We start from the raw sequence: 16307 nt of genomic DNA on the forward strand, positions 1-16307 counted from the left end.
GCTTTGCCGGGCGCTGACCACAGGAGTGACATCAGATGACAAACAACTATCCGGCGCTGTTATTGCCACTGGGGCTGATGCTTTGCCTCAACGCGTGTCAGCCAGCCAACAACGCACAACCCGCTAAGCCGGTGGTACCGGTTGCCGCAGCGCAATTTGACTGGTTTGACTATCAGGGCCGTGATCCGCTGTTTAACGCGCCATTACCGCCGGACAGCTACCAAAACCCGGTGGCTGCCGGTTTTTTCCCCGACCCCAGCATTACCCGTAACGGCGATGACTATTACATGGTGGCGTCGTCTTTTACCTATACGCCGGGTTTACCGATATTACACAGCCGCGATCTGGTGCACTGGCAGTTGCTCAGCTATGCCCTCACCCGGCCCTCGCAACTGGATATGGCCGGCCTGCAGGTATCACGCGGCATTTTCGCGCCCACGCTGCGCTACCATGACGGCACTTATTATCTGATCACGACTGTAGTAGACCGCGGCGGCAATTTTATCCTTACCGCCAGCGACCCGGCCGGCCCCTGGTCCGACCCAATCTGGCTGCCTGAAGTGGAAGGTATCGACCCGGATATTTTCTTTGATGACGATGGCAAGGTGTATATTGCCCATAATGGCGACCCCGTCGAATCACTGTACGAGGGTCATAAGGCCATCTGGTTGTGGCAGTACGATCCGCACAGCCAGAAAATCGTGCCGGATTCACAGCGGCTGTTGGTCAATGGCGGGGTGGACTTAAGCACCAAGCCGATTTGGATTGAAGCGCCGCATTTATATAAACATGACGGCTGGTACTATTTGCTCTGCGCTGAGGGCGGTACCGCTGATCAGCATTCGGCGGTAATTTTCCGTAGCCGCAGCCTGAGCGAGCCTTTTGTGCCCTACAGCGGCAACCCGATTTTAACCCAGCGCGACCTGGCACCTGACCGGCCGGATCCCATCACCACCGCCGGCCACGCCGATTTTGTGCAACTGCCCGACGGCAGCTGGTGGGCGGTGTTTCTGGCCAGCCGCGCTTATCAGCAGCGCTACTACAATACCGGCCGCGAAACCTTTTTATTGCCGGTAAGCTGGCAGGATGGCTGGCCGCATATTTTGCCGGCCGGCCAGAGCATTCCGTACCGCCCGGCGGCACCGGCCCTGCAAGCCGCGCCGGTAGCAGAGCCGTTAACCGGCAACGTTAGCTGGCGCGATGAGTTTGACAGCACAAGGTTGAATTTACACTGGAACAGCCTGCGCAGATTTGACCAAAGCTGGCTTAGCCTGAACGGCCAACAGCTTAGCTTGCAAGCCAAAACCGAAGGCCTGGACACCCTGCCGCAACCGGCATTTATCAGCCGGCGCCAGCAGCATATGCATTTTGATGCCAGCACCAGTCTGACGCTGCCGCAGGGTCAGCTCTCTGCCGGTATAGTGGCATTTCAGAATGAGCAATATCACTACTATTTTGGCGTGCGCAACAAGGCCGCCGGCACAGAGTTGTTTTTAGAGCAGGCCAACGGCGCTAAGGCGCAGCAAATCGCCGTGCAGCAGCTGGCCGGCACCGCGACCGATATCCGCTTAAAAATCAGTGGCGATGCCGGCGAAATCGCCTTTTACTATGCGCAAGGTAACAACGACTGGCAACCATTAACCGCGCCGCAAGACGCTATGCTGCTAAGTACGCAAGTGGCTACCGGTTTTGTCGGTACTATGCTGGGGCTGCATAGCCGGTTGGAAACCGGAGCCGACCAATGAGAGTGTTTGCACTGCTAACGGCGCTATTGCTAAACCACAGCGCCGTTGCCCTGGCCGGCAATTATCTGGCGGCAACGCCGGGTAAAGATGACTTTGCGCTGGTGGGCAGCAACAGCCGGGCGGTAATTCAGCTAAGTGCAACAGAGCATAAAGGTGTGCAGCGGGCAGTAAGCAGCCTGCTGGCTGATATAAAAGCCGTGAGCGGCAAGCAACTGCGCACCAGCCACAGCGCAGACGCAGAGCAGATGCTGATTATCGGCAGCTTGGGTAATAACCCGCTGCTGGATAAACTGGTAGCCAGCGGTAAGCTGGATATCAGCACCATTAAGGGTAAGTGGGATGCCTATCAGATCCAGCTGCTGCAACAGCCACTGCCCGGCGTACAGCAAGCCCTGGTCATCGCCGGCAGTGATAAACGCGGCGCTATTTATGGTGTATACGACCTGGCCGAAACTATCGGTGTGTCGCCCTGGTACTGGTGGGCCGATGTGCCACCGGCCAAACGTGCGCAGTTGCACATTAAAGCCGGCACCCTGGTAAGCGATGCGCCCAAAGTAAAGTACCGCGGTATTTTTCTTAACGACGAACACCCGGCACTGACCAACTGGGTAACAGAAAAATACGGCGGCTATAACAGCCAATTCTATTTGCAGGTGTTTGAACTGCTGCAACGCTTAAAAGCCAATTTTCTCTGGCCGGCGATGTGGAATAACGCCTTTGCCGATGATGACTGGCAAAATGCCGTACTGGCCGATGAAATGGGCATAGTAATGAGCAACAGCCATCATGAGCCGATGCTGCGCGCCGACAAAGAGTGGAACCGCTACGGCGAAGGGCCCTGGGAGTATTCTACCAACCGCGACAATATCTATAAGTTCTGGCAACAAGGCGCACAGCGGCATAAAAACCTGGAAAGCATTTTTACCCTGGGCATGCGCGGCCAGGAAGATGAACCGATGAGCGAAGGCGACAATATTGAACTGTTGCAGCAAATTGTCGCCGATCAACGGCAAATTCTGCGCGAAACCTTCAACGACAGGCCAATTGAAACCGTGCCCCAGGTGTGGGCGCTGTATAAAGAAGTGCAGGGCTTTTACGAGCGCGGCATGCGGGTGCCGGACGACGTTACCCTGCTATGGGCCGACGATAACTTTGGTAATATCCGCCGCCTGCCTACTGCCGAAGAGCGTAACCGCGCCGGTGGCGCCGGGGTGTACTACCACTTTGATTATGTGGGTGAGCCACGCTCTTACCGCTGGATTAATACCGTACCGCTGGCGAAGATTTGGCAGCAAATGCAACTGGCGTGGCAGTATCAAGCCGACCGCATCTGGATAGCCAATGTCGGCGATTTAAAACCGATGGAGTTTCCCATCGATTTTTTCCTGCGCATGGCGTGGAACCCCGCCGCCTTTAATGTCGATAACCTGCAGCAATTTGCTATCGACTGGGCCACACAGCAGTTTGGGCCACAGCATGCGGCTGCTATTGCACAACTGTTGCAAGGCTACACGCTGCATAACGGCCGGCGTAAACCGGAAGCGGTAGAGCCTGACACCTACAGTATTTTTCATTATGGCGAAGCACAGCGCATCAGCGCAGAGTTGGCGCAACTGGTGGAAAAATCTGACCGCGTACAGCAGCAATTAGCCCCTGCGCTGCAGGATGCCTATATTCAGCTGGTGGCACACCCGCTCAAAGCCAGCCGGGCGGTGTTTGAGCTGAACCGCGCTGTGGCGATGAACCAGCTGCATGGCGACCAGGGCCGTGCCAGCAGCAATTATTGGGCAGAGCAGGTACAGTTCTGGTTTGCCGAAGATGCCCGCCTGACACAGCTGTATCACAGCCTCGGCGATGGCCGCTGGAACCATATGATGTCGCAACCGCATATCGGTTTTACCTATTGGCGTAACCCACCGGCCAACTTAATGCCGGTGGTCTCGGTAGCAACACCGCTGCCGGTGGCCGATATGGGCGTAGCCGCCGAAGGCTCGGCGCTGTCGTGGCCGATCAGTGAGTACGCCGGCCGGCAACTCATGCTGGACAGCTTCTATCCGCACGGCCAGCCACAGCGGGTTATAGAGGTATTTAACAAAGGCACAGAGCCTTTTGACTTCAGCGCCAAGGCTTCGGCCGACTGGATACAACTAAGCCACAGTAGCGGCCAAATTACTGTTGAGCAAAACATTGCCGTATCCATTGATTGGAGCAAAGCCCAAACCGGGCTAAACCAGGCCGAAGTGCATATTCAGGGCACCGGTTGGGGCGGCGCCAGGGTGCAGGTAACAGCAGTAAAACCGCCAACGACACCACAAGGCGGCTTTGTTGAAGCCGATGGTTATATTGCGCTGGACGCGGCCAGTGCAAAGGTTGTTGGCAATAACAGCGCCGCCTGGTGGCAGAAAGTTCCGGGCCTTGGCCGTACCGGCGCGGCCATGGTAGCGATGACTAAGCTGGATTATCAGCTCAGCGATGTAACGCAGGCACCTTATCTGGAGTATCCGCTGTATTTTCACAGCAGCGGCAATTTTACCCTGCACAGCATTGTTGCCCCCACGCTGGATCTGGTACCGGGCCGCGGCCTGCGTTTTGGTGTGGCAATGAATGATGCCGCACCGCAATGGCTGGACAGCCTGGACGGCCACAACCAACAACTCTGGCAACAAGAAGTGCTGGACGGTGTGCGGGTAGTACGCAGCACACTAAGGGTAGACAGCCCGGGCCAGCACAAGTTAAGGCTGTATCTGCGCGACCCGGCCCTGGTGTTACAAAAGCTGCTGATTGATACCGGCGGCTTACAGCCCAGCTATCTGGGCCCGCCACAAAGCCCGCGCTTACCCTAAACCAGCCACAACGCACTTTAGCAACAGGAACCGGCAATGAACCAACTTGAACAACTACGCCAGCTGACAACAGTGGTAGCCGACAGCGGCGATATCGACGCCATCCGCCGCCTGCAACCGACAGATGCCACCACTAACCCGTCGCTGATTTTACAAGCCGGTATGCAAGCGCAATACCGTCCCTTGCTTAATGCTGCGCTGCAGCAGCACCGCGACGATATCAGCGCGGCCTGCGAGCAGGTTACGGTAAATTTTGGCGTCGACATTCTGCGTTATATCCCGGGCCGGGTGTCCACCGAAATAGATGCCCATCTGTCTTTTGATACCAGCGCCAGCGTCGACAGTGCACTGCGGATTATCGAGCGTTATCAGGCCGCCGGCATAGCGCCGCAGCGGGTGCTGATTAAACTGGCCGCCACCTGGCAAGGCATACAGGCCGCGGCGCAGTTAGAAAAACAAGGTATTCACTGCAACCTGACACTGCTGTTCAGCCTTACCCAGGCCAAAGCCTGCGCCGACGCCGGCGTAACGCTGATCTCGCCCTTTGTCGGCCGTATTCTCGACTGGTATAAACAGCACCAGCCGGAGCAGGACTTTTCCGGCGCCAATGATCCCGGGGTGCAATCGGTACAGCGCATTTATCAGTACTATAAACAGCATGGCATCAACACTGTGATCATGGGTGCCAGCTTTCGTAACGTTGAGCAGATCCGCCGGTTGGCCGGTTGCGATCTGCTCACCATAGCACCTAACCTGCTGCAAGAATTAGCCGCCACCGATGCCCCGTTAGTGGCAGCGCTGCAAATGCCGTTGCAGCATGCTACAGCAGCCGCAAAACCGCTAAGCGCAGCGGAATTCTTCTGGCAACTGAATGAAGACGCCATGGCCAGTGACAAACTGGCCGAAGGTATTCGTAAATTCGCCGTCGATCAGCGCAAATTAGCGCAATTGCTTAGCAGCCTTAACTGCGAATAAGCTCTGCGGCTATCCGGTAACTGTGTTGCCGTGCTATCGGATCGTGCATCATGCCGGTTAGCATCAGCTCGTCCGGGTTATGTTTGGCGATAAAATCCTTGATGCCTTGCTGCACCGCGGTGGCATCGCCGACTACAGAGCAGGCCAGCGCACTTTGCACATAGGCTCTTTCATGCGGCTGCCAGATAGTGTCCATGCTGTCCACCGGCGCCGGCAGTAAGCCGGGGGTACCGCGCGCGAGGTTAACAAACTGCTGTTGCAACGAGCTAAACAGCCGTTTGGCTTCAGTTGCAGTGTCTGCGGCAAACACATTCAGTGCCAGCATCAGGTAGGGTTTATCCAGTTGCGCCGACGGTTTAAACTCACGCCGGTACAGTTCTGCTGCCTGCTGCATCATGCCCGGAGCAAAATGCGACGCAAATGCATAGGGCAGCCCCAGCTGTGCGGCTAATTGGGCGCCATACAGGCTGGAGCCTAAGATCCATAACGGCACATTAAGGCCTTGCCCCGGCACGGCCTGCACTAACTGATTCGGCCTGGCGGCAGCAAAATATTGCTGCAACTCGGCGATATCGGCCGGAAATTGTGCTTCAGTTTCCACTTTATGCCGGCGCAACGCCCGTGCTGTGGCCTGATCACTGCCAGGCGCGCGGCCCAAGCCTAAGTCGATGCGGTTGGGGTACAAGGTTGCCAAAGTGCCGAATTGCTCTGCAATAACCAGCGGCGAGTGGTTCGGCAGCATAATGCCACCGGCACCTAAGCGGATACGCGAGGTGGCAGCAGCTAAATGGCTGATTAATAACGACGTAGCAGCGCTGGCAATGCCCGGCATATTGTGATGCTCGGCCAGCCAGTAGCGGTGATACCCTAACTGTTCGGCATGTTGTGCCAGAGCTTTGCTGGCGGCAAAGCTGTCGGCCACCGTGCTGCCGGCCGACACCGGGGCTAAGTCTAAAATGGATAAAGGGATCATCAACTCTCCGCTATGCTGTGAATAAGGCAATTACATACCAAGTGGTATACAACTACAGCGGTAGTGGGGGTTAGCGGCAGCGGTTTCAAGGGTGACCTAAGTGGCAATAAAAAAGCCCTGTAACAACAGAGCTTTATTTTTAGCTTCTTTAAGCGGAGCTTTGATTAGAACGGAAGTGCCGGAACTTCTGTGTAAAGATTCAGTGTGTGTGTGACATGCTTGGCTGTGAAATCTAATTAAATTGAGCACCATACAATCATACCGCCTGTCATTAGACAAAAATCGCATTAACATCACTCCAGCAGAAAAAGTGTCAAGATACTGATTAAAAGCAGCTGAAAACTTTACACTTTAACAGTACGCCTAAATTTATCCTTTGGATTCAGTTAAATATACTAATGCAATTGCGTGAGTTGGGCAAAGAAATGAATTTCTTTTCATCTCGTGAACCCTTTGAAATTATCTCCTGACTGCCTAACCCAGCAAATGAGTGGCGCTACACACAATGAGTTTCATCGAACCACGCGTCATCGCTACATATAAATGCTGTGCACTCATCCCATCAGTATGCAATACCACCGCAACTTCAGCCTCCAATCCCTTGAGTAGTAATGTGCTGCCAACTGCGCGATTTGGTAACGGCCGGCCTAGTAAACGATTGTCTTCCCTCACTCGTAATACAGCTTCAGCAAGTGGTATGTTGCCAGCCTCGGCAATTCGCAAAGCTTTGAGTACACCGTAAAGAATGGCTGGGCGATGAACCCGAACACCAGCCGTTTCGAGTAACGACGAGAGTAATAAAATTGCAGCCTTAACCGATGGAATGCGCTGGAATGACAAAGCATTACTCTCCACGATAGAGGGTGGGTTCTTCGCGGTTCCACGACTCAATGAGTCTAAACGCCGAGTTAATTCCGAGACACCGACATTAGTCATAACGCTTTGAGCGAACATCAGTAACTGCCCTAAAGCATTTGGTGATAAGGCATCAAAACTGTTTCCGAACGAAATCATATCTTGAAGGTCGACAGCTTCAACTGTAGAAGCACCAGGCGTTTGGCTGGCAAAGTTCTGCTGAATTGCACGGTTACGACTATCAGCAATAATAAGCACACGCCCGTCAGCAATTGGCGATGCCGTTCGGGCAGCAGCCAACCGAAGAGAGTGCTCGTCCGATGATGTAGTCTTAATCCACGTGACATGTTCAGGAGGCCCAGTTAGTAAATCAATTGACTCACTTGCCATCAAGCGTCGTCGACACTCCAGAAGCCATTGCCCAAACGATTCAGCGCCGGCATTTCGCCAGCGCCAAGGTGTGGTAAGTTCAGTAACGACAGGGAAATGCGCACAAACTTGTAAATTCCAATCCACCAATGTATTGCCACGAAAACCGAAAATTGCCTGCATTGGGTCGCCCAGTACGCAGGTTGGCAGAATAAGAGAAAGAAAGTAGACAATATTATGCTGAGGCACCGAGCAATCTTGATACTCATCGACAATGAGCTGTGCATAAGAAGCTTTTACAACTCCATTCACATGGCCAGTCTGTAGTAGTGCCCATGCTGCATCTCTAATTGACGGGTAATCGCGAGCAGGTATGGAGAGTCTGAGAATATCTGGGTCATGAGCACTGCGAGCTGGGAAATTGGCAATCAACCGCATTGCCCAACCGTCAATCGTGTAGAGTCTATAGGCGCCGGTAGGCACTCTCGCACGCTCAAGCCGCCCACGTAGAGCTGCCACACCTGCATTTGTGTGGGTGAGAACTAGAATAGGTTTATTGCCGCGGTGATTTGCCAAAGCTTTAGCAATCAACTGAGTTTTGCCACATCCAGCGGGGGCGGCAATCGCTCCACGTGTAACGGTAAGTAAGTTTACTTCACTGCTTTCCATTGGCCGCCCATGTGAAGACTTGATTCACCATCCATGAAAAATTTGGGTCACACTTGTTGAGGTCCTTCGCAACAATCGTCCGCGCGACATGTTCCATCCAAGAAATTGACTTAAACCAGCCAGCCCTTCGGATTCGAGCCGCCTTTCCTAAATAACCTCTAGATGCTGCGGAAAGCGCTTTTGAACTCTGAACCTCATCCCAGACTGATTGTACTGTAATTGAGTTATTGGACGCCGTGCGCAAATGCTCGTGAATTACATCGCCATGAAGCTCGTCAGCGTAAACGATAAGTTGCTGGCACGCTTCTGGAGAGAGGCTTCCAAACAATTCGTCTTCCAATGCACGACCTTCTCGATACTTAACAACAGTCCCTCCTTTTTGTAGGAAGGCTTGTTCTATAGCATGTGTAGGTTTAACGTCATCATCACGGAAAACCATAACTCTGTATCCTAGAGACTGAAAAACGGCCGCACGAGCATAGGGACGATCGGCCTCACCACCCCCGCTATCTATCAATGCAACGCTTTGCGCTGCCATAGAAACCGCACCTTGCTCCAGCCGATTCAAATCCAGTCCACGTAAGAGGCCAATTTCACTGGCGCCCTCACAGATGATCACTGAAGATGCCAAAAATGCTTCAGGAAAAAGTCTAATTGTACTTTGAGTATCGTTATCAACTCCTACTGTTCGTATTTCATGTCCGTTAGGACCACGACGAAGCACAAAGAGCTGTTTACCCGAAAGTTCTCTAAGTGCAACGGGAGAGTGGGTTGTCAGAAATGCTTGAAGTGGCGCATCTTCTTTTGCCCCGAGAGAACTGAGGAAACGATTGATGCGATGCGGCTCCAGTCCATACTCCAGCTCGTCAGATAGCACTATCGACGCACGATTAGCTGCTTTACGCTGCAAACCGGCAACAAGTAATCGTGTGGACCCGATACCCAGACTGCGAAGCGGAACTCCGCTTTCGCTGTGAAGAGAAATAGTTCCTCCGCTAAATGACACTGAATGAGAATCGAGCAGAGCTCTTGCTTTGGCACCAATGCCAACCCCCAGCTCCTGAGCCGTTGTGAAAACCACCCCTAGAGCTTCAGCCAATTGTTTCTCTGCTTGGTCTCCAAAAGTACTACGGGCATCCCGAGCCGCTTTCACCAGAGCTAAAGATGCATCCGCTCGCTCTTCCGAAATTCGATTCAAAACCGAACCGCGTTGCCACGCCAGATTATAATCCGCAAGTGCACCGATCCGGGTCGGAGCTAGCGCCACACGATCCTTCCAGGTAAGGGACTTTACAATTTCTTGTTTGGCAGCGCGCTCTGAAAGTAAACTCCATGACGGTTCCAGGTCACTGCCAATAGTGAGATTTAGGCAAATGACAACTTCTGAATCAACCGACGGTTCCGCTTCAATATTCCCGGTAGCTAAGTTATACCCATGTAAAAATAAACCGTAACTCTCTAGTGACATCAGGTTATCTTCCAACCCTCCCAGAGTCAGAGTTATGCTGATTGGGCTGGTAATATCCAAACCGAAAAAGTCAGCATCTGATATTTGGATGTTGCGGCGAGCCCCTAAACATAGGTCTATAGCATCGAGCACTGTGGATTTGCCGCTATCACCTGTTCCGATAAGGCAATTAATTCCTGGTGATGGAAACCAAACAAGCTGTTTAATACCTCTGAAGTTAGCGATCTCAATTTTTCTTATTCTTGCCATAATTACCCCTCGACACGCTCTAGACAGTTGCAACTTCAATAATCACGCAAACAAGTACTGCTTCATGTACTGTTGAGATTTATTTGTTGTTATTTTCATTCTTTTGATCGATTAAGATTGCACTCTCAAACCACTTTGGTAGTGAGGCTGAGGGCGAATTCACAATTCGCTCTGGCAAATCTAACCAAAACTCAATCATTGCTTCAGAGAATTCATCAATATGTTCATCACTAACTCTTAAATTTGTGTGATCAAGATGTGTTACATCAGAGAGTTGTCCACCAAAGCTGTCAAAGGGGTTGTGCAAATATTCAGGATAGTGCTGCTGAAGCTCGGCAAGAGATGTTCCATCACCGTGTTTAAAAACATTCACCACTAAGCGACAAGTATTTAGTTTCTGGAAGTAACTTTTGTCACGGATCTCCCACCCGAGAGCAGAAAATAGTTCAAATAGCTTCCCAACGTCGACAGTCCATATTTTTGCCAAAACAATTTCACCTCGATACCAATGGCTAATTTCGTCATAAACCCACTTACGAAATTGCTTGTCCCACTCATGATAAATGCCAGCGACTACGCTGAGACGAGTTCTCTCATGCATGTCGACAAGTAATTGGTAAAATTCAATTCCAACATCATTGGCACGCTCGTAGAAATCCGCAGGATCGTGTCTTTCAGGGTCAAAATTACACGACTGAGCTTCTAACCAATCCTCAGCAGCTTGATCAGCATCCTTATTAATATTATCGAACTGAGAGAGCAATCGTCTGTGGGCTTGTTCAACATAAAATTTGTGACTGCGTATTATGGATTGCCGAAATGGTCCCCACATTTCAAACAAAGTTCGATTAGTCATATCACAGTACACCTGATTATGTTTATGGGCGCAGGTGCGCCGAAAATTAACGACGCTTTTTAGTTAAATCGTATTCCAACGATTCATCTGAAATAATGTTAGTTACTTTTCCATTTAATATTTGTTGATATTCAAAATCGCGCCCGGCTTTAGTGCCTAATCGTCTTTCCCACCACCTAATATCACTTAGCATTCTTGCTGCTTTTTCCCTCAACATCCTGGCATTACTTGATTCAGCTTTCAGAGAGCATTGAGGCGGATCGATACCTTGCAGCTGACAGTACAGTAAAGCAGAAGCGAGCCCCTCTTTTTTAATTAAATCAGAACAATGGTTTGCGTGTAGTGCTGCATGAGCTTGCTCCTGCTCAATTAGATATTCTAGTTCAGACATTTTCGACACCTTCTTTATGTTTTCTGAATAGGAGTTACATGTCTCGCCAATCAGCAGGAACCAGTGCTGGTGGCTTCGTCCATGGTTCTTCAACCAGAGAATCTTGGAACCATTGCTCACGCAGATTCGCATGCTCAGTAATGATTAGTTGGAAGCCTGGAACGTCCTCCTGCGTATATTTAAGTAACAATTCGAACAACCGACGCACCGCATTTAGATCGGCATCCCTCTCTGTGTTCAGTACTGAACCGTCGGCATCTTTGTATACCTGTTCAGACGGAAAGTAGACTTGAGTTGGTTGGTCGATCAGCATAAAGCGTGGAATTGGGCAATTGTTCTGCGCAGCAAATACATGCATGGCCAGCAAAGCCGACAAATGGTAGGCAAGATGGTTTTCACCGCCCCCAGTTCTGCTCATTGGCACTGGGCGCTCAGGCCGATCAAAGATAATCGTTAACTGAGATAGGTTAAATCTTGCCGGATAAGGAGCAAACTCAGCGTTGAATTTCTTAATGTACTGCGAGACTTGAGTTGAGATGCTGTTAAGGATCGAGTCGAGGCGTTCATTACTGTCGTCAGCGCCAATCTCCTCCTCGAGCTGTTTGACTTTATTGTTGAGGCGGCGGTTTTCGGCTTCTAGTTTTGCTATATCCTCATTTGGCAACAGTGTCTCTAAAAACAGACTGATACGGCCGACAACTCGCGCCGCAGCATTGTTCCGACTACCCATCTGGGCTATAACTTCGTTGGCGGCAATAGCCGCGCATAGCTCTGATTCTTTCAGCTGGATAAGGCTGACTATCTCGTCTACCTTAACTCTTAACTCCGTCAAATAGGCCTCGAGTTTGGGACGTTGGCCAATTGCAACTTGCAATTCTTTGTCGAGGGATTCCAGCTCAGCGAGCAGAACTACTGCGATTGGGGACTCAAGCGCTAAGTTTTGTTCACTGAAAGGCCATTGCCAATCCCCACTGTCAGAGTTCCTTGGTAGTGCCTTGATCGAGGTAAGTCGGTTTATTTGTTCAGCGGCTTCATTCTCATAACCACCTGCTCTTTTGGCAAATATCTGAGCGGCGTCGGTTCGCGCCTGAATATTTCTGCGATCTTGACGCAACTGAACAAGTTCCTCCTCCAAAATTGAAATACGACTGCTATCATCGCCCGGCACTATTTCGGGTATCCAGTTAAGAGCAGACCTGAATGCCTCGATAATGTCATCAATATTAGAACTCACGAAGGAGCTCCTGATAATCCCTACTGCCTTAGCTTCCGAGTATAGGCTCAGTACTTGCTCATGCGACGAATCGACTAAGTCGTTGGCTTTCTCCAACTTTTTGTTACTTATTCTCAGGTCACGTTGGGCTATCCGTAACCTAGATTCCAACTCATAACGATTGCTCGAAGACACGCCTAGCAATATCGGCAGAGTGTCTCGGATTGTCTGTGGCTGATATTGCTCGCTCTGCCGGTAGAAAAGTTGATCTTTATTCGCAACAAGCCCTTGCTTTTGAAACAGGTAATAGAGGGTGTGTTTAATGTTCGCCTCGAAACTATTACGGCTGTGTTCAACCGCAACCTGAGTTCGGTTCTCGGGAATGCCCAGTAGCCTAGATAACAGTTCGACGACACCATCGTCATCAGTATTTACCATCAACTCATCGAATGCAGGCACCTGCAATTTAATACCCCGTCGAATCATTGCTGTACTGCAACTTGCACCTCCACTGTATGGTGTTGGCTTAGCAATTAGCACCTGTTCTCTATCGAACTGATAGATCACACTAAACCAGGCCACCTTGTCTCGGATAATGCCTTCCGGAACGTTAAACGATGAGCGCCCCATGCAATACTCTATGATCTCAGAAAGCGCTGATTTACCTGTGGAAGAGCGACCAGTTATAACATTAAGTCCATCTACCTTAAAATTAAGGTCACGACGTTGGCCATCATGGCTGTATACATGGATAGAGCGAATCTTCATGGTCGAATTCCAAAAGTTGTATAAACAGTTGCTCGGTCAGCGATACGTGCGAATTCTTTTCCGATGATGCGTGCCACTTTCTGACAAGCGACACTCTCAGCAGTCCCGTCGACGGTCTTACGCACCATCTTGGGTACCGTTTTAATACGGCCGTCTTCTGTGACAATGATGCACTTCTTTTCCATCAACAGCCCAAACGCTTCGAAAGCAAAGGGCATCATTTGTGTCACTCGATCGGCTAAACCAACCATCATTTGTTGGTTTCTCTCCACAGTCTTGAGCAGATAGCTCCGAGGATTGCTGCCAAAAACCTCCCTTGAGTCCTTGTGCAGACAAAGCGGGAGTATCAGCAGTGTTAGGGAGAAAGGCATACCTCGGGTATCCTCTTCCTCGTAGCCGTGCAGCGCGCGGAACAAAACCAATCCACAGAATGCAGGGTTGAAAAGGTTGCGAATCTCAATCGGGCGCTGATCCCATCTCTTCATGACTCAACTCCTAGCACCGTGCTCAGACGGTCAAGGAATTTTGGATGCCAGTAGACTCTTGGGCTCGGCGAACCATCAGCTAATATATGGAAACTACCTCGAAGTACATATGGCTCTGTCACCCGGGCACGGATACGCAGGGATTCAATGTTACCGGCCTCGAATTCAGCCCATGCATAGAGATTCGAACCCGCTTCACGCAGAGCTTCTTCAGGGCTATCGTTTTCTAGCTTTTCATATGCAAAATCCTTGAAACGTTCCCATTCATCAACTAAGCGATCCTCGTACTCTGCAACTTCACCCAATGCCAACAAGTTCTCTCTAGCCCAAGCCGATCGTTGTGAGAACGCTCGGTAGTAGTCCAAAATCGCATTCTTAATCCGCTTTGGAGTGATTCCTATTTCGCGTAATTGCGCGACAAACAGACGGGGGTCAGTATCAGTATTGATTTCTTCTGAAGGAGCCGTTCCTCGGAAGGTAATTGGTAAATTATCAGTCTTATATTCCTCTGCGATGTTTGAAAGCTTATCCGACAACTCATAACCGAAGATTCCTTCCGGATTGGCACCAGTCAATTGATGGATCACTGCATCGGTCCACCATCCTTCCAGTCGCTCGAAAACAAACGGTCGATGCTCCCTGCGGATGCTCCTCATGTGTTTGTCTTTTATAAGTGCAGGTATGTCACTGATGCGTGGGCTACTATCAAGGATCAGGATACGTTCGAGGAAGTCCTGTTTTTCGAGACTGTTAAGCTCATTGAAAGCCTCTGCAATCGGCGTGATTAATTTTGATGCAGAAGTGACAAGCGCTGCATCCGCCAGCTCAGTCAGCGTCCTGATATCATCTGTGGTAACCGCCTGATGGGGAAGAAATCGAGTGAGAAACGAGTCAGATGACACTAAGCCCGTAGTGAATAAAAAGAATCGTAGATTCGATTTAGCACACCCATCCCGTTTGTACCGAGCCAACCAAATATTGACTGACTTCCAGAAGTCAGTTGAGAGGTCAGTTAGTCTATCGTTGATCGCTTTATGTTTTAATGATGCTAACGACTTACCACCTTTATCATCGATGAAGTCGAGGTCGTCATCCTTCTCCAGATGTACCGCAGTATCCTCTGGATATTGAAGCAATTGTAATAGCGCGAGACGTATTTGATAAATGTACCCTAAGCCTTGTTCGCCAGCTGAAAATTTATCAGTGTTTTTTCCTGTCATCAGTTCAATCCCGCTGCGAGGTGAATGACGAAGAATAATAGCCGTTACCGGAACTTACTCTCCGATAACAACATTTTAGGCTTTCAGCAGATAATATATCTGAATTACGACAATAGACTGGAACTCCGTATTCGCCCATTTCTTATCCCTATTATTAGCTTGGCAATTCCATTTAACTCGCATCCGCACACGGTCTGTCTGACCATTAAATGCATGCTGGAGATGATTGAATAAAATCAACTATTTCATTACATTTGTCTAGTTCTTATTTTGGGTATGTTGCTAGCAAGCTGTATGCTAACCCTGTTCACACATTGCAATTGACTGAATACTTGTCAGAGTGAGGATAAAAGTAAGATTTAATAATCACTTACATATTTTGTAAACGGTGGAGCGACCAATTAAAAGCTCACGTGATATTTCAATCGCAGATTTGCCTTCCGCCCTCATCTGTAGAACCTTCATTGAGTCAATTTTTGGCTTCCTGCCAAACTTAACCCCTTTTGCTTTAGCTTCCTGACGGCCTTCATTAGTGCGCTCCAAAATACGATGGCGTTCAGCTTGAGCAACGGCTGACAGTATTGTAACAACCATTTTCCCCATCTCACCTTCGGTACTAATCCCGTCATCCAAGAAACGGATCGCGACTCCATTTTTATCAAACTCTTTAACCAGTTGAATCATGTCTGATGTGTCCCGGCCCAGTCGGTCTAGCTTCTTGACCAGAACCACATCACCTTTTTCCACTTTAATCATTAACGTCTTCAGTCCATCCCGCTCGAGATGACTGCCAGAGGCTTTGTCCACGAAGACTCGATGTGGCTCTACACCATTTTCCAACAAGGTATTCACCTGGTTGTCGAGGGATTGTTGGCTGGTTGATACGCGAGCATAACCGAAAAGGCGCATAATCTGTCTCCTAAATCGATATGTAGACAATATGTCTCGTATATAGGCTTTTAACGATTTAATAGACAGTTTAGAAGGAGGGATTCTGGGTGTCCACTAACTTATAAATGAATAGACACTAATCGAGAACGGTGTAATTCAAAAAGTCCATTCTACTCGCTTTTATAGCGAAAATACCTTGGGTAGCAAGAATGTACAACTTGTTCAAATGTCTCTACAGGCAGCTATTGCATCCAGGTTGTCAAATTGCCAGTTAAGGTAAAATCTGATAGAAGATTTAGATCTTTTTTAGTTGTTTTCTTAGGGAATTTAAGCCCTA

General features: G+C 50.0%; 12 protein-coding genes. 3 read left to right on the forward strand and 9 right to left on the reverse strand.

Annotation, left to right across the window (positions count from 1 at the left end; genetic code table 11):
* The first annotated feature begins 35 nt into the window (after positions 1 to 35).
* Genes Q8O77_RS19040 through tal form a run of 3 tightly spaced genes read left to right on the forward strand, consistent with a single transcriptional unit; the run spans position 36 to position 5563 of the window.
* Entirely contained in the window at positions 36 to 1745 is a 1710-nt protein-coding gene (locus Q8O77_RS19040; protein WP_305557025.1) for a glycoside hydrolase family 43 protein, read from the forward strand.
* Positions 1742 to 4588 (forward strand): glycosyl hydrolase 115 family protein, encoded by a 2847-nt coding sequence (locus tag Q8O77_RS19045; RefSeq protein ID WP_305557026.1) that lies wholly within the window; start codon positions 1742 to 1744, stop codon positions 4586 to 4588. The genes Q8O77_RS19040 and Q8O77_RS19045 overlap by 4 nt, the downstream gene beginning before the upstream one ends.
* 36 nt (positions 4589 to 4624) lie before the next feature.
* Positions 4625 to 5563: a transaldolase gene (tal, locus tag Q8O77_RS19050; RefSeq protein ID WP_305557028.1), complete on the forward strand. Its 939-nt coding sequence runs from the start codon at positions 4625 to 4627 to the stop codon at positions 5561 to 5563.
* On the opposite strand, the gene Q8O77_RS19055 is transcribed toward tal, so the two are convergent.
* From Q8O77_RS19055 to Q8O77_RS19095, 9 genes are all read right to left on the reverse strand, one after another.
* Complete coding sequence (locus Q8O77_RS19055) at positions 5550 to 6536, reverse strand: LLM class flavin-dependent oxidoreductase (protein WP_305557029.1); 987 nt, start codon at positions 6534 to 6536, stop codon at positions 5550 to 5552. The two genes, tal and Q8O77_RS19055, sit on opposite strands and share 14 nt — an antisense overlap.
* A 474-nt stretch (positions 6537 to 7010) precedes the next feature.
* Positions 7011 to 8429 (reverse strand): UvrD-helicase domain-containing protein, encoded by a 1419-nt coding sequence (locus Q8O77_RS19060; RefSeq protein WP_019677459.1) that lies wholly within the window; start codon positions 8427 to 8429, stop codon positions 7011 to 7013.
* Positions 8416 to 10146 carry an ATP-dependent endonuclease gene (locus Q8O77_RS19065; RefSeq protein WP_305557030.1) on the reverse strand — a complete coding sequence of 577 codons (1731 nt, stop codon included), beginning with the start codon at positions 10144 to 10146 and terminating at the stop codon, positions 8416 to 8418. Before Q8O77_RS19065 ends, Q8O77_RS19060 begins: the two co-directional genes overlap by 14 nt.
* Positions 10147 to 10225: 79 nt before the next feature.
* Positions 10226 to 11002 (reverse strand): hypothetical protein, encoded by a 777-nt coding sequence (locus Q8O77_RS19070; protein ID WP_019677461.1) that lies wholly within the window; start codon positions 11000 to 11002, stop codon positions 10226 to 10228.
* Between the two features lie 46 nt (positions 11003 to 11048).
* On the reverse strand, positions 11049 to 11393 hold the full coding sequence (locus tag Q8O77_RS19075; RefSeq protein WP_019677462.1) for a hypothetical protein: 345 nt from the start codon (positions 11391 to 11393) through the stop codon (positions 11049 to 11051).
* 34 nt (positions 11394 to 11427) lie between these two features.
* The gene (locus tag Q8O77_RS19080) at positions 11428 to 13374 is read right to left on the reverse strand and encodes a DUF3732 domain-containing protein (RefSeq protein ID WP_305557034.1); all 1947 of its coding nucleotides are present in this window, start codon (positions 13372 to 13374) and stop codon (positions 11428 to 11430) included.
* On the reverse strand, positions 13371 to 13859 hold the full coding sequence (locus Q8O77_RS19085) for a three component ABC system middle component (RefSeq protein WP_019677464.1): 489 nt from the start codon (positions 13857 to 13859) through the stop codon (positions 13371 to 13373). Before Q8O77_RS19085 ends, Q8O77_RS19080 begins: the two co-directional genes overlap by 4 nt.
* Entirely contained in the window at positions 13856 to 15079 is a 1224-nt protein-coding gene (locus tag Q8O77_RS19090; protein ID WP_019677465.1) for an ABC-three component system protein, read from the reverse strand. The genes Q8O77_RS19085 and Q8O77_RS19090 overlap by 4 nt, the downstream gene beginning before the upstream one ends.
* A gap of 366 nt (positions 15080 to 15445) precedes the next feature.
* The gene (locus Q8O77_RS19095; RefSeq protein ID WP_019677466.1) at positions 15446 to 15988 is read right to left on the reverse strand and encodes a recombinase family protein; all 543 of its coding nucleotides are present in this window, start codon (positions 15986 to 15988) and stop codon (positions 15446 to 15448) included.
* Positions 15989 to 16307 lie beyond the last annotated feature (319 nt).

The organism is Rheinheimera sp. (assembly GCF_030690345.1).
Classification (GTDB): Bacteria; Pseudomonadota; Gammaproteobacteria; order Enterobacterales; family Alteromonadaceae; genus Alishewanella.